The organism is Halorubrum rubrum, from assembly GCF_024494685.1.
GTDB classification, from domain to species: Archaea; Halobacteriota; Halobacteria; order Halobacteriales; family Haloferacaceae; genus Halorubrum; species Halorubrum rubrum.
On sequence record NZ_JANHDM010000002.1, the window covers coordinates 248,575 to 274,605 of the forward strand.

23 protein-coding genes are annotated in these 26,031 nt (G+C 68.4%); 11 read left to right on the forward strand and 12 right to left on the reverse strand.

Translation table 11 applies throughout. The features are described 5' to 3' along the window. Positions 1–42 precede the first annotated feature (42 nt). From sufD to NO889_RS03430, 4 genes are all read right to left on the reverse strand, one after another. A complete protein-coding gene (gene sufD, locus NO889_RS03415; protein ID WP_256410852.1) occupies positions 43–1,260 on the reverse strand; it encodes a Fe-S cluster assembly protein SufD in 1,218 nt (405 codons plus the stop codon). Between the two features lies 1 nt (position 1,261). Next, positions 1,262–2,689, reverse strand: a complete 1,428-nt coding sequence (gene sufB / locus NO889_RS03420; RefSeq protein WP_256410853.1) for a Fe-S cluster assembly protein SufB — start codon at positions 2,687–2,689, stop codon at positions 1,262–1,264. A gap of 52 nt (positions 2,690–2,741) precedes the next feature. Next, entirely contained in the window at positions 2,742–3,656 is a 915-nt protein-coding gene (locus tag NO889_RS03425) for an ABC transporter ATP-binding protein (RefSeq protein ID WP_256410854.1), read from the reverse strand. A 121-nt stretch (positions 3,657–3,777) separates the two neighbouring features. Then, on the reverse strand, positions 3,778–7,902 hold the full coding sequence (locus tag NO889_RS03430; RefSeq protein WP_256410855.1) for a DNA polymerase domain-containing protein: 4,125 nt from the start codon (positions 7,900–7,902) through the stop codon (positions 3,778–3,780). A 175-nt stretch (positions 7,903–8,077) separates the two neighbouring features. Here NO889_RS03430 and NO889_RS03435 point away from each other — a divergent pair, with 175 nt between their 5' ends. From NO889_RS03435 to NO889_RS03445, 3 genes are all read left to right on the forward strand, one after another. Further along, entirely contained in the window at positions 8,078–8,251 is a 174-nt protein-coding gene (locus tag NO889_RS03435; protein ID WP_203227857.1) for a DUF7331 family protein, read from the forward strand. Between the two features lie 81 nt (positions 8,252–8,332). Then, positions 8,333–8,815: a DUF7322 domain-containing protein gene (locus NO889_RS03440; RefSeq protein ID WP_256410856.1), complete on the forward strand. Its 483-nt coding sequence runs from the start codon at positions 8,333–8,335 to the stop codon at positions 8,813–8,815. 27 nt (positions 8,816–8,842) lie between these two features. Continuing rightward, positions 8,843–9,289 (forward strand): DUF7346 family protein, encoded by a 447-nt coding sequence (locus NO889_RS03445; RefSeq protein ID WP_256410857.1) that lies wholly within the window; start codon positions 8,843–8,845, stop codon positions 9,287–9,289. Between the two features lie 180 nt (positions 9,290–9,469). On the opposite strand, the gene rad50 is transcribed toward NO889_RS03445, so the two are convergent. The 4 genes from rad50 to NO889_RS03465 all read right to left on the reverse strand — a co-directional run bounded on the left by rad50 (position 9,470) and on the right by NO889_RS03465 (position 14,138). Continuing rightward, the gene (rad50, locus tag NO889_RS03450; protein WP_256410858.1) at positions 9,470–12,163 is read right to left on the reverse strand and encodes a DNA double-strand break repair ATPase Rad50; all 2,694 of its coding nucleotides are present in this window, start codon (positions 12,161–12,163) and stop codon (positions 9,470–9,472) included. Then, on the reverse strand, positions 12,160–13,452 hold the full coding sequence (gene mre11 / locus NO889_RS03455) for a DNA double-strand break repair protein Mre11 (RefSeq protein ID WP_256410859.1): 1,293 nt from the start codon (positions 13,450–13,452) through the stop codon (positions 12,160–12,162). Before mre11 ends, rad50 begins: the two co-directional genes overlap by 4 nt. Continuing rightward, positions 13,449–13,808 (reverse strand): DUF7966 family protein, encoded by a 360-nt coding sequence (locus NO889_RS03460; RefSeq protein WP_256410860.1) that lies wholly within the window; start codon positions 13,806–13,808, stop codon positions 13,449–13,451. Before NO889_RS03460 ends, mre11 begins: the two co-directional genes overlap by 4 nt. 66 nt (positions 13,809–13,874) lie before the next feature. Continuing rightward, positions 13,875–14,138 (reverse strand): MarR family transcriptional regulator, encoded by a 264-nt coding sequence (locus NO889_RS03465; RefSeq protein ID WP_066412490.1) that lies wholly within the window; start codon positions 14,136–14,138, stop codon positions 13,875–13,877. A gap of 140 nt (positions 14,139–14,278) precedes the next feature. Here NO889_RS03465 and pan1 point away from each other — a divergent pair, with 140 nt between their 5' ends. The 3 genes from pan1 (at position 14,279) to NO889_RS03480 (ending at position 16,424) form a co-directional block, all read left to right on the forward strand. Continuing rightward, positions 14,279–15,496 (forward strand): proteasome-activating nucleotidase Pan1, encoded by a 1,218-nt coding sequence (gene pan1, locus NO889_RS03470; protein ID WP_256410861.1) that lies wholly within the window; start codon positions 14,279–14,281, stop codon positions 15,494–15,496. A 74-nt stretch (positions 15,497–15,570) separates the two neighbouring features. After that, entirely contained in the window at positions 15,571–15,708 is a 138-nt protein-coding gene (locus tag NO889_RS03475; RefSeq protein ID WP_256410862.1) for a DUF7560 family zinc ribbon protein, read from the forward strand. A gap of 104 nt (positions 15,709–15,812) precedes the next feature. Further along, positions 15,813–16,424: a creatininase family protein gene (locus NO889_RS03480; protein ID WP_256410863.1), complete on the forward strand. Its 612-nt coding sequence runs from the start codon at positions 15,813–15,815 to the stop codon at positions 16,422–16,424. A gap of 68 nt (positions 16,425–16,492) precedes the next feature. Here the strand turns inward: NO889_RS03480 and NO889_RS03485 are convergent, their stop codons facing one another. The 3 genes from NO889_RS03485 to NO889_RS03495 all read right to left on the reverse strand — a co-directional run bounded on the left by NO889_RS03485 (position 16,493) and on the right by NO889_RS03495 (position 18,060). Then, positions 16,493–16,945, reverse strand: a complete 453-nt coding sequence (locus NO889_RS03485; protein ID WP_256410864.1) for a pyridoxamine 5'-phosphate oxidase family protein — start codon at positions 16,943–16,945, stop codon at positions 16,493–16,495. A 140-nt stretch (positions 16,946–17,085) separates the two neighbouring features. Further along, positions 17,086–17,238, reverse strand: coding sequence for a DUF7560 family zinc ribbon protein (locus NO889_RS03490; RefSeq protein WP_198530012.1), 153 nt, complete (start codon positions 17,236–17,238; stop codon positions 17,086–17,088). A gap of 87 nt (positions 17,239–17,325) precedes the next feature. Further along, on the reverse strand, positions 17,326–18,060 hold the full coding sequence (locus NO889_RS03495) for a helix-turn-helix domain-containing protein (RefSeq protein ID WP_256410865.1): 735 nt from the start codon (positions 18,058–18,060) through the stop codon (positions 17,326–17,328). A 160-nt stretch (positions 18,061–18,220) separates the two neighbouring features. Here NO889_RS03495 and NO889_RS03500 point away from each other — a divergent pair, with 160 nt between their 5' ends. The 5 genes from NO889_RS03500 to NO889_RS03520 all read left to right on the forward strand — a co-directional run bounded on the left by NO889_RS03500 (position 18,221) and on the right by NO889_RS03520 (position 24,769). Then, on the forward strand, positions 18,221–18,610 hold the full coding sequence (locus NO889_RS03500) for a winged helix-turn-helix domain-containing protein (RefSeq protein ID WP_256410866.1): 390 nt from the start codon (positions 18,221–18,223) through the stop codon (positions 18,608–18,610). Between the two features lie 95 nt (positions 18,611–18,705). After that, positions 18,706–20,175, forward strand: coding sequence for a PAS domain-containing protein (locus NO889_RS03505; RefSeq protein WP_256410868.1), 1,470 nt, complete (start codon positions 18,706–18,708; stop codon positions 20,173–20,175). 85 nt (positions 20,176–20,260) lie between these two features. Beyond that, the gene (locus tag NO889_RS03510) at positions 20,261–22,420 is read left to right on the forward strand and encodes an acetate--CoA ligase family protein (protein WP_256410869.1); all 2,160 of its coding nucleotides are present in this window, start codon (positions 20,261–20,263) and stop codon (positions 22,418–22,420) included. After that, positions 22,417–23,475, forward strand: coding sequence for a phosphotransacetylase family protein (locus tag NO889_RS03515; protein WP_256410870.1), 1,059 nt, complete (start codon positions 22,417–22,419; stop codon positions 23,473–23,475). The genes NO889_RS03510 and NO889_RS03515 overlap by 4 nt, the downstream gene beginning before the upstream one ends. A 241-nt stretch (positions 23,476–23,716) precedes the next feature. Continuing rightward, the gene (locus NO889_RS03520; RefSeq protein WP_256410871.1) at positions 23,717–24,769 is read left to right on the forward strand and encodes a cell division protein CdpA domain-containing protein; all 1,053 of its coding nucleotides are present in this window, start codon (positions 23,717–23,719) and stop codon (positions 24,767–24,769) included. Positions 24,770–24,799: 30 nt separating this feature from the next. Here the strand turns inward: NO889_RS03520 and NO889_RS03525 are convergent, their stop codons facing one another. Further along, positions 24,800–25,909: a DUF373 family protein gene (locus NO889_RS03525; RefSeq protein WP_256410872.1), complete on the reverse strand. Its 1,110-nt coding sequence runs from the start codon at positions 25,907–25,909 to the stop codon at positions 24,800–24,802. Between the last annotated feature and the right edge of the window lie 122 nt (positions 25,910–26,031).

Here is a 26,031-nt window from a genome sequence, read left to right on the forward strand (position 1 = left end):
CGAAAAATCGAATCTCCGTGCGTCTTCCCCGCGAGCGACCCGCTACTGGAGCCGTTCGACGACGAGTTCCTCGACGTCCTCGCGGAACTCGTCGACCGCGATCTCCTCTAAGACGGGCACGAAGAAGCCCTCGACGAGCATGTTTCGCGCCGTGAGCGAGTCGATGGAGCGACTCTCCAGGTAGAACAGGTCCTCGGCGTCGACCTGCCCCACGGTCGCGGAGTGTGACGCCTCCGTGTCGTGGTTGTGGATGATCAGCTTCGGCGACGCGTCCGCCTCGGCGTCGTCCGACAGCATCAGCGTGTTCTCGCGCTGGTAGCTCGAGGTGTTCCACGCGTCACGGCCGACGTCCTGGACGCCCTCGTACACCGAGCGCGCCACGTCGTCGAGCACGCCGCGCGTGACGAGGTCGGCCGTGGTGTGTTCGGCCTGGTGCCAGACGCGGGCGTTGACGTCGAAGTGCTGGTCCTCGCTGCCGAAGAACGTCCCGACGATCTGGCTCTCGGAGCCGTCGCCGTTCAGTTCGGTCTCGACGTCGGAGCGGGTGAGCTTCGAGCCGAAGTTGCTCTCGATCCAGTCGATCGTGGCGTACGTGTCCGTGATCCCGCGTTTCAGCGAGTAGGTGTAGGTGTCGTCGTCGAGGTTCTGGAGCGAGCCAAACTGGACGGCCGCGTTCTCGCCGCCGACGACCTCGACGAGGTTCGAGAAGTACCGGTCTCCCTCGATCTCGCTCTCCTCACCCGACTCGATCGACTCGAGGATCGTCACCGACGACGACTCCTCGGCGACTACGAGCGTCTGGCTGAACAGCGAGCGGGAGTTCATCTCCGCGCGGATCTTCACGTCCTCGACGTCGACGCCCTCGGGGACGTAGACGAACGTGCCGGTCGTAAAGAGCGCCACCGACAGCGCCGTGAGGTAGTTGTGCTCGGGGTCGAGCACGGTGCCGAAGTGCTCCTCGAGGGTGTCGCCGTACTCGTCGAACGCCTCGGTGAACGGCGCGACGACGACCTCGTCGTCGCCGGCGGTCCGCTCCGTCGCGTCCGACTGGTTCAGCGGGTCGACGAGCGCCTCGAAGTCCAGCGCCTCGAGGTCCGTCCAGCGCCGGCCGGGCGTCTGGATGACGTCGGGTAGCTCCGCAGTCTCCAGCGCCGAAAGCGCGTTCAGACGGGTCTCGAGGAGCCACTCGGGCTCGTCGCGTTCCTCCGCAATGTGTCGTACCGTGTCCTCCGAGAGGCTCTCGATTGCTTTCGTGCTCATGTTATCCGAGCGAACCCTCCATCTCCAGTTCGACGAGCCGGTTCAGCTCGACGGCGTACTCGATCGGCAGCTCCTCCGTGATCGGCTCGATGAACCCCGAGACGATCATCTGTTTCGCGTCGTCGTCGTCGAGACCGCGCGACTGGAGGTAGAAGATGTCCTCGTCGCCGATCTTCCCGACGGTCGCCTCGTGAGCGACGTCGACCTTCGACTCGTTGATCTCCATGTACGGCATCGTGTCGGAGGTCGACTCGTTGTCGAACATCAGCGCGTCGCACTCCACGGCGGTCGAGGAGTCAGAAGCGCCGTCGGCGATGTGGACGAGGCCGCGGTAGTTGGTGCGGCCGCCGTCCTTCGAGATCGACTTCGACTCGATCGTCGATTTGGTCTCGGGCGCGTTGTGGTACACCTTCGCGCCGGTGTCGATGTCCTGGCCCTCGCCCGCGAAGGCGATGGTGATGTGGTTGTCGCTCGCGCCGCGACCCTTCAGGATCGTCGAGGGGTACAGCATCGTCGCCTTCGACCCCATCGACCCCGAGATCCACTCCATTCGCCCGCCCTTCTCGGCGATCGCGCGCTTGGTGTTCAGGTTGTACGTGTTCTTCGACCAGTTCTGGACGGTCGAGTACTGGACGTGGGCGTCCTCGCCGACGAACACCTCGACGCCGCCGGAGTGGAGGTTGAACGCGGAGTACTTGGGCGCCGAACAGCCCTCGATGTAGTGGACCTCCGAGCCCTCCTCGGCGATGATGAGCGTGTGCTCGAACTGGCCCATCCCCTCGGAGTTCATCCGGAAGTACGCCTGGATCGGCATCTCGACCGTGGTGTCCTCGGGGACGTAGACGAACGAGCCGCCCGACCAGATCGCGCCGTGAAGCGCCGCGAACTTGTTGTCGCTCGGCGGGACGGCCTTCGTCATGAAGTACTCCTTGACGAGCTCTTCGTGCTCCTGGACCGCCTTGTCCATGTCACAGAAGACGACGCCCTTCTCCTCCCAGCGCTCCTGCATGTTCTGGTAGACGATCTCCGACTCGTACTGTGCGCCGACGCCGGAGAGCGCGTTCTTTTCTGCCTCCGGGATGCCCAGCTTGTCGAAGGTGTCCTTGATCTCCTCGGGGAGGTCAGTCCAGTCGTCGACGCCGCCGCGGACGTCGATGTCGGGACGGATGTACGGGACGATCTGGTCGATGTCGACCTCCGAGAGGTCCGGCGCTTCGGGCCAGTCGGTCGGCATCGGCATCGCCTCGAACTGCTCGAGGGCGCGCAGGCGGCGCTCCAGCATCCACTCCGGTTCGTCCTTGTCCTCCGAGATGACGCGGATCGTCTCCTCGGTGAGGCCCTTCTCGCTTTTGAAGGCGGACTTCTCCTCCTTCTTGAACTCGAAGCGGGCCTCGGTGTCGGTCTCTTTGAGGTGGTCTTGTGAACTCATGTCAGTTGTTTACGTCTCTGGTTGTATAGCGTTGTTGTGTAACCACGGTTAGTTACGCCGTCCCGTAGGCGTCCTCGCGGACCCAGTCGTACCCCTCGTCCTCGAGCTTCTCCGCGAGCTCCGGGCCGCCGCTCTTCGCGACCTCGCCGTCTAACATTACGTGGACGTGGTCGGGCTCGACGTAGTCGAGGATGCGCTGGTAGTGGGTGATCTGGAGGATGCCGGTTCCCTGCTCGTCGCGGAGCGCGTTGATCCCCTTCGAGACGTCCTGGAGGCGGTCGATGTCGAGCCCGGAGTCGATCTCGTCGAGCACGGCGATCGCTGGCTCCAACATCGCTGCCTGGAGCACCTCGTTCTGCTTCTTCTCGCCGCCGGAGAAGCCGGCGTTGAGGTACCGCTGCATGAACTTCTCGTCCATGTCGAGCAGCTCCATCTTCTCCGAGAGGATCTCCTGGAACTCGGCGACGCCGATCTCGCCGTCGTCGGCGGGGCCCTCCATCGGGGAGGTGTCGTAGCCCTCGTCGTCGGCGTCCGCCTCCTCGGCGTCCTCGCCCTCGAACAGCTCCTCGCGCTCGTCGGCCTTCGCGTTGAGCGCCTGCCGGAGGAAGTTCGTCATCGTGACGCCCTCGATCTCCGCGGGGTACTGGAACCCGAGGAAGATCCCGAGCGCGGCTCGCTCGTTGGGCTCGAGTTCGAGCAGCTCCCAGTGGTAGTCATCGTCGTCGAGGTCGGCGTCAACGTCCGCCAGGTCGGCCTCGTCGAGATGGAGCGCCACGCTCCCGTCCGTTACCTCGTAGGCTGGATGTCCGGCGATGACCTTCGCCAGCGTCGACTTGCCCGAGCCGTTCGGACCCATCAACGCGTGGATCTCGCCGGACTCGACCTCGAGGTCGACGCCTCGAAGGATCCGTTCACCGCCCTCTTCTGCCACCCGCACGCGTAGGTCGCTGATCTCGAGAGTTGCCATATGTAGGGTTCTGCCTCGTACGTGTATCGTGGGGGTTGCGGAGGTTAATAGTTACGGATACCCCGTCGAAAATCACGAATTAGAGAATAATTCTTTCGAGAACTGAAATCATGGTTCGTAATCACATGAACGAACCGAGGCCGGTCTGTTCTTGGCCGGTCTTGACCTCCTCCCAGGAGGTGCCGAGCGCCTCGATGATCCGCTCGATGGGTCCTTTCAGCGTCTTCTCGAGCATCTTCTCCCAGTCCACCTCGAACTCCTCGGGGATCTGGTCCGCGTACTCGAAACAGATCACGTCCGGGTCGCGTTTGAACTCGCCGTAGAGCCCGTTGCGTTGGGGATCGAGCCCCACCTCGGACTCCATCCGCTCCCAGAAGTCCGGATGGACCTTCTCCAAGTAGAGCCGCTTGGGCTTCGAGCCCCTCCCGAAGTTCGTCCCCAGCAGCTCGTTGGCGTACTGCGCGCCCCGGACCTGCGCGGTCGGCGTCTCGTAGGCGTCGAGCCGCTTGCCGATCCCGCCGGGGATCCCGACCTCCTCGACGTCGACGTTCCCCGCGAGGAAGTCGTCGATGACCCCCGAGAGGTACGTCGTGATCGCCGCGAGGTCCTCGTCGATGTCGTCGCCGGTGACGATGGTCTCGATGACATGCTGTTGGACCTCCTTCGTAATCTGTGCGATGTCCGACCGCTTGTACTCGAAGCCCGTGATGTCGATGTCGTCGACGTCTTTCCCCTCCTTCCAGACGATGTGGCCCGCGTACCGCTTCTTCTTGCCCGCCTGGAAGAAGCGCCGGTAGAGCTTCTCGAACTCGATCTCGAAGCGGTGAAACTCGGCGTTCAACTCCTCGCGCGCGAAGTCGTCGTAGCGGTCGTTGATGTGATCCGCTATCTCGAAGGAGGTCGCGATCGCCTTTTCTTTCGATAAATCTCCGAGAGAAAGCATAACTGAATCGGTGTCCCCGTATGTAACCTTCCTATCAAGCTCTTCGGTCACGCCGGCGGTGAAGTCGATCACCTCGCGGTTGGTCGAGGTGACGCCCGCGCTCATCTCGCGGTCGTACAGGCGGAACCGGTCCCACCCGAAAACGCCGTACAACGAGTTCATCAGAACTTTGACAGCTCCCTGCTGCCGGTCGTACTGTTCGTACGCCTCGGTCCCCGGCTCGTGCTCGTTCCGGAGCGCCTTCTTCTCCTCGCGCTCGTCGAGGAGTTCGTTCACCATCTCCCGGATGATGCCGTCCGGCTCCTTCCGGAAGTGGACGCCCGTCGGGGTCCGGTAGGTGTCGCCGTCGTACGCCTCGGGGTCGACCTTCGTCTCCGGCGACGCGTTGATCGTCACCATGGACATGGGGTAGAGGCTCTTCAGGTCCAGCACGCTCACCATCTCGCGGACTCCGGAGATCGGGTCGAACACCGCGCCGCCCTCGAACTCCTCGGCCTCCTGTTGGCCCTTCGAGGGCAGCGCGAAGTTCCCGAACGCCATGTGGAGCACGTACATGTCGACCGCGTCCCCCGGCGTCGTCGCGTCCTCGAGCTTACAGCCGACGATCTTCCGGGCGTCGTCCCAGAAGGCGATCACGTCCTGTGCGCGGTCGATCTCGACGCACAGCTCCACGTCGCGGATGCTGTACTCGAGCAGGCGCTCCGGGTCCTGCTCCCAGAGGTCGCCGATGTCGCCGGCGTACCGCTCCTTGCCGACGCCGAGCTCGCGCTCTCCCACCGCGTCGAGCCGGTACGACTCCAGCTCCGTGAACATCGTGCGCTTGTAGGCGTACAGGAGGTCGAAGACGACGCGGCCCTTGACGTCGGGGCCGCCCCAGCCGGAGCGCCACACCTCGCCGATGCGGGAGAATCGATCCACCGAGAGATCGTACTCGCTTCCCGGATCGAGCTCTTCCATCCGGTCGAAGAAGTACGGGACGTCGAAGTCCTCGCAGTTGTGAACGAGACAATCATCTGCGAAGAAATTGTGCGTGGTGGTCTCGATGTCGTAGGTCGTCTCCGTGCCGACACGCTCCACATCCTCAACCTTCACAAACACGTACTCCGACCACTCGTCGAGAGTCGTTTCGTGCCGTTTGAGGTTGATTCCTCGGCGGCGTTTGTCCCGGCCGATCCGCTTTTCATCCGTACCAGTGTCCGCCTCAAAGAGCGCGTACGGGATGTTCTCGCTCCGTCCGCTTTCTCCGCCGTCTAGCGCTTTCAGCGCCTCTCGCTTTTTTGAGTGAGAGAGATGCGGGAGGACCCGATCCCTGAGTCGCTGGATCTCACGCTCTGCGTCCGGGACCCGAACCACGTTTTCCCGCTGTTCTGCGTAGATGCCAAGCCGGCGGAATAGCTTCACGTACCATTCTCCGATGGATCGGTTTTCGGCCGCAACGGTCACCGAAGACGAGACGTTCCCGTCCCCGTCGATGACTCCCGCCAAGAACCGTTCTATATGCGATTCTGGAAGTTCGAAAATCGTCGAGAGATCGACTTCCACCTCGTTTTTATCACCGAACGGAATCCCGAGCCCGTTGAACGCGTACATTCGGGCGTAATCCAGTACGTTCTGCTTGTAGCATCCCTTTCCATCGGGTTGAAGATGGGTCTCACCAGGGAACTGTCCGTGTAACTCCTCACGCGTGTTGTAGAAACGGACTCCGTCCTCGGGCGACATCGTTCCATCCGTGAGAACGAGTCCTGCGAGATACAGCTCGTGGTCGGTGAGTTCCCTGTCGAGGTCGTTCCGCGTGCGGCGGTACTCCTTCCCGCCGTCAGGGAGCGCAACGTCGTACCGGTCAGACGCAACCTGACAGCGCTCCGGCGTCCAGACATCTGTCTTCGGGTGATGTAAGGTTCCCGCGGCGAGATCGAACTCCTCTGCGAGCTCAGAAACGGCGCCGTAAGGAAGTTCAGATTTGAACGATTTGATCGCTTCTTTACTACCGAACCGCTGGCATTCGATCGGGACGAGGTCACTGAGGGTCGGGACACGCTCCGAGTCGACGTTCAATTTTCGCGGCTTGAGGAGATAGTCCCCGACGTCGATCTCGCTTCCCTCCTTCCAGTCGACTTGATCGTCGTCACCGACCATCACACGATGGTCCTCCGAACTGCGGAGATCAGTTCCGTCCGCGAGCCTGTATCTGAGAATATCCTTCTCGCTTTCCCACTTGTTCGTGACCTCCGCGGTCGTCGTCTGCTGTTCGTCGCTCCCGATCACCTCGTCTCCGACGGACACGTCTTCGATCCGTTGCTCGGTCCCGTCCGCTTTGAGAATCTGACTATCCGCCGGTAGACAGTTCCACCCTGTAAAGAGATCCGGGTCCGTCTCGTCGATGTAGTCCACGAACGCGTCGAGCATCGCGGCCTCCTCCTCGAAGACACGGACCTCGAAATCGAGCTCCCCGTCCTCGACGATCCCCTCGTAGTCGGGGAGTTCCGACGGCGGCGGCACCTCCGCGTCGGGCGCGTCGTACAGCCAGACGACGTACTCGTCGTCGTAGGAGTCGTGGCTGGTGAGGCAGATGATCGGTTCCTCGCCGTCCTCGGGGAAGCCGCGGCGGTCGTCGACCTCGATGTCGAAGGTGTTCACCCGCATCTCGGCGTCGACGTCGGCGGGTTCCAGCATCCCCTCGTGGACCTGGATCGTCCCCTCCCCGTCGTCGAGGCGGCGCTCCTCGACGCGCAGGCCGCCGTTGAGCCCGTTGTCGATCAGAAAGCGGTTCGGAAAGAGGATGTCCGCCTCGAAGGTGGTCTCGAAGTCGTCCCGGATGTTCCCAACGTCACGCGGGGTCCGCGTGACGATCCGGGTGAGCGGCTCGCCGCGGATGCTCTCGTAGGGCTCGCCCTCGGCGTTCTCCTCGCGGGTGCCGATGACCACGTCGTACGCCTCGGCGGGGTCGCGATCGAGCTCCGCGGTCGGGACGTAGAAGTACGGCTCGACGCCGAGGACGCGGAGGTGTTCGACGTCGTCGTCGCCGTCGGGGTTCGGCCGGCGGCCGAACACGTGGACGACGGGGTACTCGTCGCTGCCGTACCCCTCGACCGCGTAGTCGATCTGGGTGATCATCAGCTCGACGGTGCCCGTCGATTCCGGGAACTTCGCCTCGTCGACGTCGACGACATCGCTGACGCGTCCGTGTCCGCCGCCCGCGACGACCCTCGCCTCCTCGGCGGCGAGGTCGTCGCGGGCGCCGCCGTCGCCGTCGGCGTCCGCACCGGCGGGCGACGAGAAGTCCGTGAGCCCCGACTGAGTCATACGCTCCGTTCGCCGTACCCGGCTAAAAGACCGGCGTTCGTTCCCGGACCCGTCCCTCGGCTCACGGCGTCCCGACGGCCCCGGTCGAGTCCGCCACGCTCGGACGGCGGCGACCCGACCGGTGACACTCACCCCCACGGAAAAGCCTATATCGTGTACTGACTTACCACGGTCCATGCCCTCGAACCCGCTTCGGGACGACGGGACGCACCGTTCGGGCGACCACGACGCGGTCGACGCCGACGTGGAGGTGTACGAGGACGACGGCAACGTGGTGCTCTTCGAGGCGGAGAACCCGCTCGCGTGGGTCGAGGCCAGCCGAACGGTCCGGCTCGCGGACGCGGCCTGAATCGCGTTTCGACGCGTCCGACCCGTTCCTCCGCGACCGCCGGACACAACCCCTTTGACCCGCCGCGCCGTACCGGCGAACGTGTTCCCCTTCGACGAGGACGACGAGGGCGAGGTCTCCTTCGGGGAGAGCTCCGACGCCGAGCGCGAGATGACGCCGGAGATCCCGAAGGCCCCCTCGGTCAAGTCGTTCGACGACGACGGGGACTTCTCGGCCGCCGGCGACGTCGACGGCGGCACCCTCCGCGCGTTCGTCGTCGCCGTGATCTACGCGAACGTCGCGGTCCTCCTCGCGAGCCTCGGGCCGATGGTCTGGTTCTTCGAGGGATGGATCCGGATCGGCATCGTCCTGACCGTCGCGGGGATCCTCGCCGGGATCCGCACGTATCAGACGTACCGGTCGTGGGATCGGTCGCGGGGGGACGACGGGGGCGAGGAGGCGGCCGCCGCCGAAACTGAACGCCCCGCTGACGGCGATGCCGCCGGCGACGATGCCGCTGACGCGGGCGTGGACGCGACCGTGACCGACGACGCCGACGCGGACCGCTCCGCCCCGGAACCGTAATCCGTCCCGCTCTCCTACCTCGGTCCGATGCGAACGGTCCGAGACGCGGACGGCGACACGTATCTCCTCGTGAAGCGGTCCGACGAGTCCAGCCGGATCCGCGACCCGGAGACGGGCGCGGAGCGGTACGTCGAGAACGCGACCCTCGAGACGGTCGAGGGGGAGTCACCGCTCGCGACCGCGGCGAGGGGGGTTCCGGAGCCCGTCCGCCGGACGATCCGGGCGGTCCCCGACGACCGGGCGCTCGGGCTGCTCATCGAGCTCGTCGATCGCGGACCGCTGTCGGTCCGCGAGGTCACGGACGCCTACGACATGTGCGAGTCCGACCTCCACGGCCGGCTCGCCGGGTTCCGCGTCGCCGAACTGATCGAGGAGGCCGACGTCGGCGGCCGCCGGGGATACGCCGCGACGCCGGTCGCCGAGGCGGCGGTTCGACTGTTACGCGGGGACGCCGAGAAAACGGACGAGTCGTAGGGATCGACCGCCGACCGCGCCGCGACCGCACCTCACGCCTCCCCAGCCTCGGTCTTGGCGGCCCGCCGGAGCCGCCGGCGGGCCGCCTCGCCCTCCCTCGCGCGAGCCGTTCGCGGCCACCGGCCGCTCACGGGCGCGCGCCACCGCGGACGCGTCGGTCGTCTCGGTCGCCTCTCCGCCTCAGTCGTCCGCGAGGGACGCGACGTCGACCCCGGCGGCGTCCTCGCGAGTGACGGTCGAGCGGTTCGTCCGCGGATCCTTCTCGACGGTCACGAGCTCGTCCGCGGCCCCCACCAGCTCGTCGTCGTGGCTCACGATCACGATCTGTTTGACGCCGAACCCGCGCATCTCCTCGACGAGGTCGACGAGCCGGGAGACGTGTCCGGAGTCGAGGAAGACGGTCGGCTCGTCGAGGATCAGCGGGGGCGTCGGCGCGGCCCCCTCGATCCCCTCCGCGAGCAGCCGGTAGATCGCACAGCGCAGCGAGAGGTTGAACAGCGCCCGCTCGCCGCCGGAGAGCTGCTCGGGGTCGAGCGCCTCCCCGTCCTTCTGGTAGACCGTGAGCGCGTACTCGCCGTCGAGTTCGATGTGCGAGTACGCGTCGTTGCCGTACACCAGCTCGAACGTCTCGTTGAGCGTGCGCTCGAGCTCCCGGACGTTGCGTTGGCGGAGCTCCGCGCGGAGTTCCCCGTACGTCGCCTCCAGCTCCGTCGTCTCCTCGTGGAGCGATTCGAGCGCCGCGACCGTCTCGGCGAGCGCCTCGCGCTCCCCGCGGAGCTCCTCCAGCGCCTCGATCTCGCCGCGCACCCCGCCGATCGCGTTCTGGAGCTCGGTCCGCCGCTCGTCGAGCCGGTCGAGCTCCTCGTCCACCTTTTCCACGTATTCCTCGGCTTCCGCCTTGCGCTCGCGAGCCGTCTCGACCGCCTCCTCGTCGACCGCCTCGCGAAGCTCGTCGCGCCGCTCGCGTTTATCCGCGAGCCGGTCGCGCCGCTCGTCGTTCACGGCCTCCAGGTCCGCGCGCTTCTCGCGCCGTCGCGCGATCTCCGCCTCCAGCTCCTCGACGGTCGCGAGCCGCTCCTCGACCGCGTCGACCGCCTCGCGAGCGTCCGCGACGCGCTCGAGTGAGTCCTCCAGCTCCCCCACCCGCTCCGCGGTCGCGTTCGCCTCCTCGCGTTTCTCCTCGGCGACCTCCCGCGTCGACTCGGCCTCCTCGCGCTTCTCCGTCGCCGCCTCGTGCTTCTCCGCCGCCGCCTCGCGCTTCTCCGTCGCCGCCTCGCGCTTCTCCGCGACGCGCTCCTCGAGGGTTCCGGTCCTCTCGTCGATCTCGGCGAGCCGATCGGCGGCGTCCGCGAGCGCGTCGATCTCCTCGAGTCGGGCGTCGAGGTCGCTCGCGCGCTCGCGGGCGGACTCCAGCTCCTCTTCCAGCGCGGCGACGCGCTCGCGGTCCTCCTCGATCCCCGTCGCGTGCGGGGAGTCCTCGACCGGCTGGCCGCACTCGGGGCACTTGCCGGCGGCCAGCAGCTCCTCGGCCTCCGCGACGCGCTCGCGGGCGTTCTTCAGCTCCGTCTCCAGCTCCGCGACGCGCTCGCGGACCTCGCCGCGGCGCTCCCGCAGCGTCTCCCGGCGCTCGGCGACGTCCCCGCGGTCGACGTCGGCGTCGGCCGTCTCGAACCGTTCGCGGAGCGCGTCGGCCTCCTCGCGGAGCGCCTCGATCGAGGCCTCCCGCTCGGCGGCCGCCCGCTCGGCGGCGCCCGCTTCCTCGACGAGGTCGTCGGCCGCCTCCTCGAACTCGTCGGCGCGACCCGCGAGGTCGTCCGCCTTCGCCGCGAGGTTCGCCGCCTGGTTGCGGAACGCCTCGGCTCTCACCCGTCGATCGTCGAGCTCCTCGCGGACCTCCGCCTCCCGGTCGGCGATCGCCTCGCGACGCTCCGCTATCGCCTCGTCGCTCGCGGCCTCGAGGCCGGCCGCGTCGAGCCGGTCGGCGATCGCCGACTCGACCTCGCCGATCCGCTCGCGGGTCTCGCGGATCGTCTCCCGGTGCGTCTCGCGTTCGCGTTCCGTCTCGCGGATCGCCGTCTCGATCGACTCGACGGCCTCCTCGACGTCCGCAAGCTCCTCCCGCTTCTCCTCGTGGGTCGACAGCGTCTCGGCCGCCGCCTCCCGCGTCTCCTTCGCGCGCTCCCGCTGGGCCTCGTAGCGGTCGATCGCGTCAGTCACCTCGCCGAGGTCGCTCTCGAGCCCGTTGAGCCGCCCGTGGAGGTCCTCCCCTTCCTTCCGCTCGATCCGCGCCTCCTTCTCCTCGAGGACGGCCCGTTTGGCGTTCAACACGTCCTCCACGCCCAGCCTGGCGTCGCCCGCGCGCTCGCGGTACTCCTCGAGTTTCCCGAGCTGGAGGAGGTCGTCGATCACGTCCTGCCGCTGGCTCGGCGTGGCGTTGATGAGCGCGTTCACCTCCCCCTGCCGGACGTACGCGCAGTTGACGAACGCGTCGGCGTCCATCCGGAGCAGCTCGGTCACGAACCGCCGGACGGCCGTCGCGCCGTCGCGCGTCGCGTCGCCGCCGGCGGTGGTCTCGAGGGCACAGTCGTGGTCGACGCGGTCGTCGTACCGGCGGAGCCGCCGCTCGACGTGGTAGGCGGTCCCGTCGTGGGTGAACCAGAGGTCGACCTCCGTCTCCTCCTCGCCGTTCGTGATCACGTCCTCGAGAGTCCCCTCCAGCGCCTTGGAGCCGTACAGCGCGAAGAAGCAGGCCTCGAGCAGCGACGACTTGCCGCTGCCGTTGATCCCGTGGATGACGGTGACGCCCTCGGAGAGTCGGAGGTCGGCGTCGCCGTACGGCTTGAAGTTCGAGAGCCGGATCCGGTCGAACCTCACAGGTAGTCCTCCATGGAGACCTGTCCGTCCGCCGGCGTGGACGGGTCGGATCGCTCGGTTCCGTCGTCGGTCGCGTCGTCCCCGGTCGGCCGCTCGTCCCCGGTCGAGCCGTCGTCGGTCGTGTCGTCACCGGCCGCGTCGCCCTCGCCCGCCCCGCCGTCCGCGGCGGCGAACGCGGCGGGGTCGTCGAGCCGCTCCTCGACGCGGCTCTTCACCGTCTCGCGGACGTTGGCGTCGGCGATCGAGTCGGATCGGACCGCGTCGTCGACGTCGAGCCCGGCCGCGGAGAGCCCCATCTCCTCGATCCGCTCGCGGACGGCCGCCTCCGGGTCGGCGAAGCTCACGTCGAACTCCTCGTCGGTCTCCACCGTCCGTCGGTCGGTGACGCGCGCGACGAGCGCTCCCTCGGCGTCCGCGAATGCCTCGACCGCGGCCGGGGTGACAGGGTCGCCCTCGCCGGTTATCTCGACGAGCACGACGGCGTCCGCGAGGTCGTGTTCGCGGACCCGCTCGCGGACGCGCGCCTCGCCCTCCCCGGCGTCGAGATCGACCGACACGAACACGAACTCCCGAGTGTCGAGCGCGCGTCGCCGGATCTCCACGCGGTCGTCGCCGCCGACGGCCGCCCCGTCGAAGGCGACGAGGTTGTAGCCGCGTCCCTCGCGCTCGCTCGCGCTCGCGCGCTCGGTCGACCCCGGATAGGTGACCCACGTCCCCGCGACCTCGGCGCTGTCGGGGGTGTGGTTGTCACCGAGGAGCATCGCGTCGAAGTCGACGTCGCTCTCGTCGAGGACGGTCTCCGTGTCCCAGTCCGCGTGCGCGAACGGCTCGAAGAGGCCGTGGGCGACGAGCGCCGCGTAGTCGGCGTCGTGCGGCTCGAACGCGTACTCGAGCTCGTCCCGTCGGGAGACGGGGACGTGATCGAGGCCGTAGAAGGCGACGTCGCCGACGACGGTCGGCGCGTCGCCGAGCCGGGTCGCGAGCCCCAGCCGCTCGAAGAGGTCGAGCCACTGTCCCCCGCGGGTCGACTCGTGGTTGCCCACGACGGCGAGGAAGGGGATCCCGGCGTCCGCGAGTCGCCGGAGGACGGCGATCGTCCCCATGAGGTCCGGGAGTTCGGGCCGCCGGTCGTGAAAGAGGTCGCCGGCGTGGACGACGGCGTCGACGTCGTCGTCGACCGCGTCGTCGACGACGGCCCCGAACGCGTCGAGGAAGTCCTGGCGTCTGACCGGCGAGTGGTACTGCTGGTACCCGACGTGGGTGTCGCCGGTGTGGATCACCCGTGTCATCGGCTCGACGGTTGGCCCGTGTCGGGTTTAGGGGTTCCGGGCGGGTCGGGCGGAGCGGGTCGGGCGGGTCCGCCGGGACGTTCCGCCGATTCCGAGGCGACGACCCGATACCGACGGTACGCCTCGAGCGCCTCGCGCCCGCGCTCGGCGAGGTCGACGTCGCCGGCGCGGTCCGCCTCGTCCACCGCCGTCGCGAGTCGGGCGACCCCGACCGCCTCGACGAAGCCGGCCGCCCGGCGGAGGTCGGTTCGGGCGGCGTCCGCCTCGGCGATCACCGCCGCGTAGGGGCGGGTCGCGGTGTCCGTTCGCGTCGCGAGCGCGGCGAGCGCCCGTTTGACGTCGTCCGTCGAGACCATGCGGCCGCTGGGTCGGCATCGGGTTTAGACCCTCGGTGGTGGGATGGGCGGTCGACGGGCCGCGGCTCACACCGCCAGCGAGTACAGCCGCTTGCGGGCGTCGGTAAAGGAAAAGCGGGAGTCTATCACGTCCTCCTCCTCGAGCCGAGAGAGCGCGTACCGGACGGTCCGCGGGGGGAGGAGCGTCTCCTCGGCGAGTTGGCTCTGGGTCAGCGTGTCGTTGTAATCGAGGACCTTCGCGACGAGTTTGGCGCTCGGCGGCAGGTCGCGAACGGCCTCCCAGCGGTCCGAGACGTCCTCGTCGGCGGCGACGGCTTCCGTGGTGCTCATGCGTGGTCGTCAGTATCTCATGCTGCTAGATAATATTTACTATCCTATTTTATTACCTAGAGACATGTGTTTCGCGGCGGGACGGACCTCGAGTGCCACCACCCGAAGCCTCTTATCCGCGAGACGCTTTATTACGGCCAATGAGTGACACCGTCGACGACGTCGACATGCCCTACGACGAGGGGTCGGCGTCGAGACAGGAGAAGATCGAGACCCTCCAGGATCGGCTGGAGGTCCTCGAGACGCAGAACGAGGAGATGCGCGACAAGCTCCTCGACGCCAACGCCGAGAACAACAAGTACCAACAGAAGCTCGAACGGCTCACCCACGAGAACAAGAAGCTCAAGCAGTCGCCGCTGTTCGTGGCCACCGTCCAGGAGCTCACGGAGGACGGCGCGGTCATCAAACAGCACGGCAACAACCAGGAGGCGCTGACGGAGATAACCGACGAGATGCGCGAGGAGATCGGCCCCGACGACCGGGTCGCGGTCAACAACTCGCTTTCCGTCGTCAAGAAACTCGAGAAGGAGACGGATGTTCGCGCCCGCGTCATGCAGGTCGAACACTCTCCGGACGTCACCTACAACGACATCGGCGGGCTCGAAGACCAGATGCAGGAGGTCCGCGAGACGGTCGAGATGCCGCTCGAACGCCCCGAGATGTTCACGGACGTCGGGATCCAGCCGCCGAGCGGCGTCCTGCTGTACGGCCCGCCGGGGACGGGCAAGACGATGCTCGCGAAGGCCGTAGCCAACGAGACGGACGCCACCTTCATCAAGATGGCCGGCTCCGAACTCGTCCACAAGTTCATCGGCGAGGGCGCGAAGCTCGTCCGCGACCTCTTCGAGGTCGCCCGCGAGAACCAGCCCGCGGTCCTCTTCATCGACGAGATCGACGCGATCGCCTCGAAGCGGACGGACTCGAAGACGAGCGGCGACGCCGAGGTCCAGCGGACGATGATGCAGCTGCTCTCGGAGATGGACGGCTTCGACGAGCGCGGCGAGGTGCGGATCATCGCCGCCACGAACCGCTTCGACATGCTCGACCCCGCCATCCTCCGGCCCGGCCGCTTCGACCGTCTCATCGAGGTGCCCAAACCCGACACCGCGGGCCGGGAGATCATCTTCCGGATCCACACCCGCAAGATGAACCTCGCCGACGGCATCGACTTCACCGAACTCGCCGGCATGGTCGAGGACGCCTCCGGCGCGGACATCAAGGCGATCTGTACCGAGGCCGGGATGTTCGCGATCCGCGACGACCGGACGCAGGTCACCCTCGACGACTTCCTCGAGGCCTACGAGAAGCTCCAGGCGACCGACGAGAGCGACGCCGACGACTCGCTCGCGTTCGCGTAGGGCGGACGCCGCCCCGACCGAAAGCCGGTGGTTTATATCGGCCGCCGTCGTTCTCGGACCAACGAGGGACCATCGTGACGACCGCAGAGTTCTCGTGTCCGGGCTGTAACCAGACCATCGAGGTGAACGACGAGATGCGCGAGACCATCCTCGAGGTCGGCTGTCCGGTGTGTACGACCGCCGTGAGCACCGACGACTTCGCCGAAGCGTAGTCCCGGATCGTGGACCTCGCTCGCGTTCTCCTCCCGGTCGAGTGCTCCCCGTCCGGCGACGTTCCTCCGTCCGTCTTCTCGTTCGACGCACGCGAAGCGGCCGCATGAACGACTCTCCCGGCGCTTCTCGCTCCGCCGATCCCGTACGGCGTCACCCCCACCACACGTTCAAGCCGGGGACGGTGTCGACCGGGACGTTCCAGCGCTACGTCTTCGACGTCTGCGACTCCGCGGCCGACTGGGGGATCGAACACGTCCTGCTCGTCAACGGCCGCTACCTCGTCCAGGATCCCGAACTGGAGGTCGTCGTCCGCCGACTCCGCACCGAGAGCGACCTCGAGGCGTTTCACGTCCCGCTCGTGGAGCCGTTCGCGGACGTCGCCGAGGAAATACGGACCGGCGAGGTCTCGTTTCACGCCTCGGAGTTCGAGACGAGCATCATGCTGGAGCTGTTCCCCGAACTCGTCGACATGGACGCCGCGACCGCGGTCGACCCGTCCGCGGGGTCGCTCCCGCTCACCAACGACGACGCGCTCGGCGAGAACCGGGTGGGATGGGCGTTCACCGCCGACGAGATGGCGTCGATCACCCCCGCGGGCAACGTCGGCGACCCGACGGTCGCAACGGCCGAGACGGGGGCGGCGCTCGTCGACGCGGCGGTCTCGGACGTGGTGACGCTGATCGAGGAGCTGGAGCGTCGGCGACGCGAGGAGTGAACGGAGACGGGGCGCGAGGAGCGAACGGAGCCGAGAGGCGGGGCGAGAGGGAACGAGGCTCCCGTAGACTACTCGTCGCGCTCGACCGTGATCGTCCGGCCGGTCAGCCGGTCGGGAGCGAGCCGGTAGAGCTGGATGTCGAGGTCGGGCTTGCCGTCGGCCCAGATCTCGAAGAGCGGCCGGCGGGTCTCGCCGTACTGGGCGATCGTCTCGGGGGTGAGCGTCGCGGGGTCGACCCGCTCGAGCGTCCCGACGGCGACGACGCTGGTGTAGCGCCCGCCGTCCTCCTCGTACACCACGATTCGGGCGTCGGGATCGGACCCGAGGAACTCGCGTTTCTCGCTGTCGACGGTGGAAACGAGCCGCAGGAACGTCTCACGTGAGTCCTCGTCGTAGCCGTAGGAGATCGGGATCGCGTACGGGGCGTCGTCGCGGGCGAGCGAGAGCACGCCGGTCTCGTGGCGGGCGAGGAACGCGTCTATCGCGGACGCGGACATCTCGGCCTCGCGCTTCGTCGTCATACCCTACGTCTCTACACACGGGGGGATAAACCACACGAGACCGGGTGACGGCCCCGTCGCTCGCGGGTCGAACCGCGGTCGTCGGTGGTGGTCGCGAAGAGGGCTCTGGCGGCGGAGATTCGCGGGCTTCGGACCGGCGGTCACTCCACGGCGGGGGCGGTGAGGTCGGCGTCGACGACGGGCGCGCCGCAGACGACACAACCGGCCTCGAGCAGCGCCTCCCGCATCGCGTCGTCCACCTCGAACGAGCGGCGACACTCCGGGCAGACGAACGTGTGTGTGGGTGTCGTCATGAACGGATATGGAACGGCCGTTCCTATCAAACGATCATCGAGTTCTCACGCCGTCAGAATCCGATCGGTCGAGCACCGTCCGCGCGGTCAGTCGAGCACGGTCGCGAGGATCTTTCGCTGGGCGGCCGCGATGTGTTCGCTGAACGTCGAGCGGTCGATGCCGAGATCCGCGGCCACCTCGCCCGCGTTCGCGCCCTTCGGGTGGTCGAAGTAGCCGGCGTCGTAGGCGGCCGTGAGCACCTCGCGCTGTCGTTCCGTCAGTTCGCTCCGGTCGAAGGTGGCCAGGTCGCTCTCCTCGGGGGTCGACGATGACTGTAACAGCCGCAGCACCTGCATGTCCGCACAGGACTCCTGAAGCTCCTCGAGGACCGCCCGCAGCGTCGGGAGGTCGGCCGCGTGAAACGTCACGAGGAGCCGACCGTCACGGACGACCGTCTCCGTCGCCGGGACGCCGTGGCGATCGAGCACCGAGAACGGCGACTCGTCCGTGCACGGCACCTCGAACCGGTAGGCCGCCTTTCGGCCGTAATCGAACACCGTCTCGACGCCCTCCGGGACCTCGAGGTCGGCGTCCGCGAGGAACTCGATCACGACGGCGTCGCCGCCGGTGACGCCGGGATCCGCGGCGTCGCCGTCGTCGGGCTCGCCGCGATCGGGCGTCTCGACCTCGTCGCCCGCCGACCGGTCGCCCGCGCTCGCCGGCTCGGGGACGAGCCGACTCCGCGCCACGCTGTAGATCGGGGTCGACCCGTCGAGCACGCCGTCGAACGGCGACGGCGACGACGTCGGCAGCGAGACCTCCGCCCTGATGCCGGCTCCCATCGTTCGTTCCTCCCCGCCGCCGGACAAAACGTTGACGGCCCGCCCGCCGTTCGGAGGGGGACCGCACCCCGTCGCCGTCCGCCGCTCCCCGCGACCGCCTATAAAACACCCCGCATATACAGGGACGGTGTACGGGGGGACGGCGGACGGATCCATAGACATGAAACGAGACCCGTCCCGCGTGGGTGGACCGACGACGCTGACGGAGGCGGACGACGCCTTGGACGCCGCGTTCGACGCGCTCTCGGATCCCGACTGTAGGCGCATCCTCGCCGCAGTGGACGAGCCGATGACCACGAGCGAGATCGCCGACGACTGTGACATCGCCCTCTCGACGGCGTATCGCAAGGTCGAGCGACTGAGCGAGACGCCGCTTCTCGCCGAGGGTATCCGATTCGATCCCGACGGCGACCACGCGGCCGAGTACTCCCGGGGAGTCACCGACGCGACCGTCGAACTCTCCGACGCCGGCGTCCGGCTGACGGTGGAGTCTTCGGAGGCCGAGGCGTCGATGGCCGCCTTCGACGCACCCGGCGTCTCCGCGGACTGACGCGACGGGGCCGGCGTCCACCGCAGGCGATGCCGTTTTCGATCCTGATAATCGGACGGTCACGATTATACGTTCCGTTGGGCGACCGTGAGCGTATGACCGACCCGCCGGAGACCGAGACGCTTCTCGATCTCGCGGGGGAGGCGGTCGTCGTGATCGACGAGGAAGGAACCGTCCGGTATCTCAACGCGACCGTCACCGATATTCTCGGGTTTCAGCCCGACGATCTGGTGGGCGAAAGCGTCTTCAAGTTCGTTCACCCCGACGACGAGCCGCGTGTCGAGCGGGTCTTCGCCGGGGTCGTCGCCGGCACGTCGCCGAACGAGCCGTTCGAATATCGGTGTGAAACCGCCGACGGCGACTGGGTCTGGCTCCGGAGCGACCTGTATCCGCCATCGCGAACCGGCGTCGGCGGCTACGTGTTGAGCTCTCGGAACGTCACCGAGGAGGTCGAGCCGATCCGCCGGCTCGAGACGATCGTCTCGAAGTCGCCGGACGTCCTCTGGATGTTCGACGCCGACTGGTCGGAGCTGCTGTTCGTCAACGACTCGTTCGAGGCCGTGTTCGGGTTGCCGCCGGACAGCCTACGTGAGCGTCCGCGCCGGTTTCTCGACGTCGTCCACCCCGACGACCGCTCGCGCGTCGAGCGCGCGATGGCGCGGCTCTCGGCGGGCGAGACGGTCCACATCGACTACCGGATCGAGCCTTCGGACGGCGAGACGAAGTGGCTCCGCGTGCCGGGCGAGCCGGTGTACGGGGACGACGACGAGACGGTCGTGGCGGTGTCGGGATTCGCCCGCGACGTCACCGACGAGTACCGACGAAACCGACAGCTCGCGGTGATGGACAACCTGTTGCGTCACACCATCCGAAACGACATGAACGTCGTGATAGGGACCGCAGAGCGCATCGCCGACCGGACGACCGGCGGACCCGAGACCGACGCGGAGACGATCCGACACGTCGCCGCGGAGCTCCTCGAGACCGCGGAGAAGCAGCGGGACGTGATCGACCTTCTGAGCGAGGGAGGTTCGCCGCGTCCCGTGCCGGTCGAATCGATCGTTTCGGAGGCGGTCGATCGGGTGCGGGCCCGCGAGCCGAGCGGCGAGTTCGACGTCGCGTGTGCGGACGGGGTGACCGCGCTCGCGATCCCCGAACTCCGCCACGCGGTCGAGGAACTCGTCGAGAACGCGGTCGAGCACGCCGAGTCGGCTCCCGCGGTTCGCGTCGAGGTGACCGCCGAGGAGGGACGCGTCGCGATCGAGGTTAGGGACACCTGCCCGCCGATCCCGACCGAACAGCGCCGCGTCATCACCGACGCCTGGGAGATGAACCACCTCAGACACACCGTCGGGATGGGGTTGTGGCTCGTCTACTGGATCGCCGAGCGGTCCGGCGGCCACCTCGAGTTCGACACCCACTCGAACGGGAACGTCGTCACGATCGCCGTCCCGAGCGCGCGTGAGACCGCGAGCGAGAACGTCGATGGACCGACGGGAGCGACCGCGACGACGGAAGCGGAGGCGACCGACAGCGACCGGCGAAACGAGGTCACGCCCGAGTGAGCCGCGGTCACGAACGATCGCGAGGATTTCGGACCCCGAAGAACAGTCATCGACGTTAAACCGGAAGTCCGCGTAGGTGGACCCGATGGGTACGCTCAACGAACTGTTCGACCCGGATCGGGTCGCGGTCGTCGGCGCGACGGCCCGCGAGGGCGCGGTCGGGCGCGCCGTCACGTCCAACCTGCTCGCTGACTTCGACGGCGAGACGGTCCCCGTCAACCCGAACTACGACGAGGTGCTCGGGACGGCCTGCGTCGACGCGGTCGGCGACGCCGACGCCGACGTCGCGGTCGTCGTCGTTCCGCCCTCGATCGTCTTGGACGCCATCGAGGCGTGCGGCGAGGCGGGGGTCGACAACGTCGTCGTGATCACCGCGGGGTTCGGCGAGACGGGCGAGGACGGCGCGGACCGCGAGCGTCGCCTCGCCGAGATAGCCGCCGAGTACGATCTGAACCTCGTCGGCCCGAACAGCCTCGGGATCATGTCGACGCCCTCGGGGATGAACGCCACGTTCGGTCCCGAGAACGCCCTGCCGGGCGGGCTCTCCTTCATGAGTCAGTCCGGCGCGTTCGTCACCGCGGTCCTCGACTGGGCCAACGACAACGGCGTCGGCTTCAAGGACGTGGTCTCGCTCGGGAACAAGGCCGTCCTCGACGAGACCGACTTCGTCGACCACTGGGGAGACGACGAGGAGACGGACGTGATCATCGGCTACCTCGAGGGGATCGAGGACGGCCGCGAGTTCATCGAGACCGCCCGTGAGACCGCCGCCGACACCCCGATCGTGGCCGTGAAGTCCGGTCGAACGAGCGCCGGCGCGCGGGCCGCCTCCTCGCACACCGGCACGCTCGCCGGCTCCGAGAGGGCGTACGAGGCGGGCCTCGATCAGGCCGGCGTCATCCGCGCCGAGTCGGTCGACGAGCTGTTCGACGCCGCCGGCATCCTCGGCAGCCAGCCGCTGCCCGACACCGACAGCGTCGCGATCGTGACCAACGCCGGCGGACCCGGCGTGATGGCGACCGACGCGGTCGGCGACGCCGGCCTCGAGCTGGCCTCGTTCACGGGCGAGACCACCGCGGCGTTACGCGAGTCGATGCCCGAGGAGGCGAACGTCCACAACCCCGTCGACGTGATCGGCGACGCCGACGTCGACCGGTTCCGCGAGGCGCTCGAGACCGTCATCGCCGACGACAACGTGGGGGCCGCGCTCGTGTTGGCCGCCCCGACCGCGACCCTCGAGTTCGACGAGCTGGGCGAGGCGGTGCGCGAGACGGTCGCGGACACCGACGCGCCGGTGGCCGCCTGCCTCATGGGCGGCGACCGGACGCGCGAGCCGAAACGGAGGCTCCAGGCGGCGGGGATACCCTGTTACTTCGACCCCGCCCGCGGGATCGAGAGCCTCGCGACGCTCGCGGAGTACCGCGACATCAGGGAACGCGAGTACGCCGACCCGATGTCGTTCGACGTCGACCGCGCCCGCGCCCGCGAGGTGCTCTCTTCGGTCCGCGACCGCGAGGACAACCGCCTCGGCGTGGAGGCGATGGAGCTGCTCGACGCCTACGGCATTCCCACGCCCGCCGGCGAGATCGTCGACTCGCCGGAGCGCGCGAGCGAGGTCGCCGCCGGGATCGACGGCGACGTGGTCATGAAGATCGTCTCGCCGGACATCCTGCATAAGTCGGACATCGGCGGCGTCGCGGTCGGCGTCGCCGACGCGGACGCCGCCGACACCTACGAGGACCTGATCACCCGCGCACGCAACTACCAGCCGGACGCGACGATCCTCGGCGTCCAACTCCAGGAGATGGTCGACCTCGACGACGGCGTCGAGACCATCGTCGGGATGAACCGCGACCCGCAGTTCGGCCCGCTCGTGATGTTCGGGCTCGGCGGGATCTTCGTGGAGGTGATGGAGGACACCGCCTTCCGCGTCGCGCCCGTCTCCGAGCCGGAGGCCCGCGGGATGACCGAGGAGATACGCTCCGCGCCGCTGTTGCGCGGCGCGCGCGGCCGCGACCCGGTCGATCTCGACGCCGTGATCGAGACGATCGGCCGGCTCTCACAGCTCGTCACCGACTTCCCCGCCATCCTGGAGCTCGACGTCAACCCGCTCGTCGCACTGCCCGACGCCGACGGCGACGCGAACGTCGCCGCCGTCGACGTCCGACTCACCGTCGACCCCGAGGAGCTCGACCTCGAGACGCCTCACGCCGAGGACGCCGACACCGAGGAACCCCACCAATGACAGATACCACCACACTCGTCACCGCGACCGGAGAGGGAGCCGGAAAGACTGCGATCACCGTCGCGCTCGCGCGGCTCGCGGCCGACCGCGATCGGAGCGTCGCCTACATGAAACCGAAGGGGACGCGGCTCCAGTCGAACGTCGGCAAGACGCTCGACCGAGACCCGATGCTCGCCCGCGAGGTGCTCGGTCTGGACGCCGAGATGCATCAGATGGAGCCCGTCGTCTACTCGCCGACGTTCATCGAGGGCGCGATCCGCGGCACCGAGGACCCCGAGGCGCTCCACGAGCGGATCCGCGAGGAGTTCGACGGGATCGCGGCCGACCGCGACCACGTCTTCGTCGAGGGGGGCGGCGACTGGACGACCGGCGGCGTCGTCGACCTCACCGACGTGGACGTAGCCGAACTGCTCGACGCGCGGGTCGTGCTCGTGGCCGAGTACGGAACGCCCGGCGACCTCGACGAGGTGCTCGCCGCCGCCGACGCGTTCGGCGACCGGCTCGCCGGCGTCGTCTTCAACAAGGTCGGCGACGCGGCCTTCGACTCGCTCGATCACGACGGGATCCCCTTCCTCGAGTCCCGCGGGATCGCCGTCTTCGGGGCGCTCCCGCACGAGAAGGAGCTCGCGGGCGTCACCGTGGGCGACCTCGCCGACGAACTCGGCGCGGAGCTGCTTACCGACGGCTCCACCGACGCGTTCGTCGAGCGGTTCCTCGTCGGCGCGATGGGCGGCGACGAGGCGCTCCGGCACTTCCGGCGCGCTCGCGACGCGGCGGTGATCACGGGCGGCGACCGCGCGGACGTCCAGACCGCCGCCCTCGACGCCTCGGGCGTGAAGTGTCTCGTGCTCACCGGCGGCCACCGTCCCTCGGGCGCGGTGCTCGGACGCGCGGCCGAGGCCGGGACCGCCGTGCTCGCCGTGAACACCGACACCGCCACCGCGATCGACCGCGTCGAGGCGGTCATCAGCGGCGGCCGGACCCGCGACGCCCGCACCGTCGAACGAATGGCGGCGCTGCTCGAGGCCCACGTCGACGTGGACGCGATCGTCTGATCCGACGGGCGCGGCCGACCGACGGCCGGTGACGACCGACGACGGCCGTCGAGCGTTCCCGTCGGCGAGCGTTCCCGTCGGCGAGCGTTCCCGTCGGCGAGCGTTCCCGTCGGCGAGCGTTCCCGTCGGCGAGCGTTCCCGTCGGCGAGCGTTCCCGTCGGCGAGCGTTCCCGTCGGCGATCGCCTCCGATCGGATGAGCGTCTGACGTACTGTTTTCACGGTGGCCGACGAAGAAGGCGCATGACCAGTCTCTCGGAGGCGTACGGGGGGAAGGGACGCTCCGAGGTCGACCCGCGACGGCTGTCGATCGGTGCGGGGTTGTTCGTCGGCGGGACGCTGCTCCTCGTCGCGGGGATCCTCGTGGCCGCGGAGGTGCTCGTGCCGAATGGGTACACCTCCGGCGCGGCGAGACGTCTCGGCGGGATCCTCGGCGGGAGCGGCGTCCCGCTCATCACGCTCGGCGTGATGGCGGTCCTGCCGGCCGACCGGCGCACTCGCGTGGCGTCGGTCGTCGGCGCGGCGATCATGGCGCTCGGCGTCGCGCTGTTCTCGCAGGCGTACCCGAACCACTGGGTCGGCGGGCCGCGCCCGGAGCTCGTGGACCTCACGCTCCCGACCGCCGGCGTCTACTTCCTCGGGGCCGCGACGACGATGTGGTGCGTCTTCGTCGGCGTCGCCAACTTCAAGACCCGCAACGACCCCGGCGGAACGGTGACGATGGAGGTCACCCACAAGGGCGAGACGAAGGTGATAGAGGTCGAACGCGATCGGGTGAGGGGACTCGGCGGCGGCGTCGGGCTCCTCGGCGGCACCCCCGACGGGGACGTCGAGACGCAGACGAACCGCTCGGAACCGACGGAGACGGCGGACGCCGCCCCCGGACCGACCGCCGATTCACCGTCGAGGAGCGAGTCGCACCCGGCGTCGACCGGCGAGTCCGGCTCCGGTCCGAGCGGCGGGTCCGCGCCCGCCGACTCGCTCGGTCTCTCCTCGACCACGCCGTCCGGTCGCAGCGACGGCGGGAGCGCGTCCGCCGACCTCTCCTCGCCGCTCGACCGGCCGTCGGGAGCGGACGCGCCGGCCGCCCCGAACGCACCGAGCGGACCGGACGGCTCGGAAGCCGGATCGCGGGCGACTGGGGGGACCGCGCGCGACGGCCCCGGCGACACCTACTGCGGGAACTGCGCGGAGTTCGATTACGTCCGGACCGACGACGGGATGCGGCCCTACTGCGGCCACTACGACGAGGTCATGGACGACATGGAGGCCTGCGATCAGTGGACGCCGCAGTGAGGGCGTCGTCTTTTTTCCGCCTCGCGTGACTCAGGTCGGCTCTCCGGACGGGAGCTGTGACTCCGCGATCGCGAACGTGAGCGTGCTCAACACGCCGAGCAGCGTCCCGGCCGCGAGCGCCATCGCGAGGTCCGCGAGCGCCAGGGCCGTGACCCCCGGAGCCGCCGGGAGGAAGAAGCCCGACACCGCGTACAACACCACCGCGATGGCGACGACGTAGAAGGGCGCGTTGAGGTACCGCCACCGGAAGCGGCCGGCGAGGTACTCGTCGGTGATCTGTCCGAGGCTGGAGGTCACCCCGGCGACCGCGAGCCACTGGACGAAGCCGTGGACGAACGCGGTGACGGTCGCGCTCGGCGGGAGGCTCCCGTCCGTGACGCCGCGGACGGCTTCGACGGTCTCCGCGCCCTGGACCCCGCCGACGAGGACCAGCGCGAGCGCGACGATGTAGGTGACGAGCGTCACCCGCCCAGCGTAGAGCACGTTCCGGACGGAATCGGCCGCGCCGTCGACGGTCTCCTCCAACCCGAGCCCACGGAAGAGCGAGTAGAGGCCGACGCCGCCGGAGATCAGCCCCAGCACGGCCGCGCCCTCGACGTCGAAGAGGTTCGCGACGACCACGAGCGGGTAGATGAGGAGTAAGATTCCGAGCGGCACGAGGATGGTGCCGCGGGTCTCGGGGTCCGCGAGCACCTGCTTGATCGTGTAGTACAGCGACTCGAGGTCCTGCGCCTGCCGGACGACGACGCGCCGGACGCCGTCGATCCGCATCCGCGAGCGGATCACGGGGAGCACCGACTCGTCCTGTGCGCCGTCGGTGATCACGATCGCCGAGACGTCCTCGCCGGTCGACAGCTCCGCGAGGACGCGGTCGACCTCCGCGCCGACCGCGCGGTTGGCCTTCACGTCCGGGCCGTCGACGCCCGTGACGGCCGCGACCTCGACCGCCTCCCCCTCGGCGGCCAGCTCGTCGTGGACGGTCACACCCTGGAACAGCACGTTCACGTCGGAGTCCTCCGGGTCGGCGGTGGCGAGCGCGACCGCGGCCTCGGTGACGTCGTCGTCGCCGATCACCGGGGTCGGGATCCCCGTCTTTCGGCCGAGGTCGTCATCGAGGTCGACACAGAGGACGAGCAGCATTCACCGGGGGTATGCGAGGGGTCGGCATATGCTTTCGGCTCGCGGTCCTCCCGCTCCGATGAAACGCTCGGCGGGTGAGACCGTCCGACCTTCTCGTGGGCAATACGGGTGACTCACTCGTG

What these genes read in the sequence shown, in the direction of transcription:
- sufB (WP_256410853.1), bottom strand. Translation starts at nt 2,689, where the DNA reads ATGAGTTCACAAGACCACCTCAAAGAGACCGACACCGAGGCCCGCTTC.
- NO889_RS03520 (WP_256410871.1), top strand. Translation starts at nt 23,717, where the DNA reads ATGACCAGTCTCTCGGAGGCGTACGGGGGGAAGGGACGCTCCGAGGTC.
- NO889_RS03490 (WP_198530012.1), bottom strand. Translation starts at nt 17,238, where the DNA reads ATGACGACACCCACACACACGTTCGTCTGCCCGGAGTGTCGCCGCTCG.
- NO889_RS03515 (WP_256410870.1), top strand. Translation starts at nt 22,417, where the DNA reads ATGACAGATACCACCACACTCGTCACCGCGACCGGAGAGGGAGCCGGA.
- NO889_RS03425 (WP_256410854.1), bottom strand. Translation starts at nt 3,656, where the DNA reads ATGGCAACTCTCGAGATCAGCGACCTACGCGTGCGGGTGGCAGAAGAG.
- NO889_RS03465 (WP_066412490.1), bottom strand. Translation starts at nt 14,138, where the DNA reads ATGAGCACCACGGAAGCCGTCGCCGCCGACGAGGACGTCTCGGACCGC.
- pan1 (WP_256410861.1), top strand. Translation starts at nt 14,279, where the DNA reads ATGAGTGACACCGTCGACGACGTCGACATGCCCTACGACGAGGGGTCG.
- NO889_RS03510 (WP_256410869.1), top strand. Translation starts at nt 20,261, where the DNA reads ATGGGTACGCTCAACGAACTGTTCGACCCGGATCGGGTCGCGGTCGTC.
- mre11 (WP_256410859.1), bottom strand. Translation starts at nt 13,452, where the DNA reads ATGACACGGGTGATCCACACCGGCGACACCCACGTCGGGTACCAGCAG.
- NO889_RS03505 (WP_256410868.1), top strand. Translation starts at nt 18,706, where the DNA reads ATGACCGACCCGCCGGAGACCGAGACGCTTCTCGATCTCGCGGGGGAG.
- NO889_RS03525 (WP_256410872.1), bottom strand. Translation starts at nt 25,909, where the DNA reads ATGCTGCTCGTCCTCTGTGTCGACCTCGATGACGACCTCGGCCGAAAG.
- sufD (WP_256410852.1), bottom strand. Translation starts at nt 1,260, where the DNA reads ATGAGCACGAAAGCAATCGAGAGCCTCTCGGAGGACACGGTACGACAC.
- NO889_RS03445 (WP_256410857.1), top strand. Translation starts at nt 8,843, where the DNA reads ATGCGAACGGTCCGAGACGCGGACGGCGACACGTATCTCCTCGTGAAG.
- NO889_RS03460 (WP_256410860.1), bottom strand. Translation starts at nt 13,808, where the DNA reads ATGGTCTCGACGGACGACGTCAAACGGGCGCTCGCCGCGCTCGCGACG.
- NO889_RS03500 (WP_256410866.1), top strand. Translation starts at nt 18,221, where the DNA reads ATGAAACGAGACCCGTCCCGCGTGGGTGGACCGACGACGCTGACGGAG.
- NO889_RS03480 (WP_256410863.1), top strand. Translation starts at nt 15,813, where the DNA reads ATGAACGACTCTCCCGGCGCTTCTCGCTCCGCCGATCCCGTACGGCGT.
- NO889_RS03485 (WP_256410864.1), bottom strand. Translation starts at nt 16,945, where the DNA reads ATGACGACGAAGCGCGAGGCCGAGATGTCCGCGTCCGCGATAGACGCG.
- NO889_RS03435 (WP_203227857.1), top strand. Translation starts at nt 8,078, where the DNA reads ATGCCCTCGAACCCGCTTCGGGACGACGGGACGCACCGTTCGGGCGAC.
- NO889_RS03495 (WP_256410865.1), bottom strand. Translation starts at nt 18,060, where the DNA reads ATGGGAGCCGGCATCAGGGCGGAGGTCTCGCTGCCGACGTCGTCGCCG.
- NO889_RS03430 (WP_256410855.1), bottom strand. Translation starts at nt 7,902, where the DNA reads ATGACTCAGTCGGGGCTCACGGACTTCTCGTCGCCCGCCGGTGCGGAC.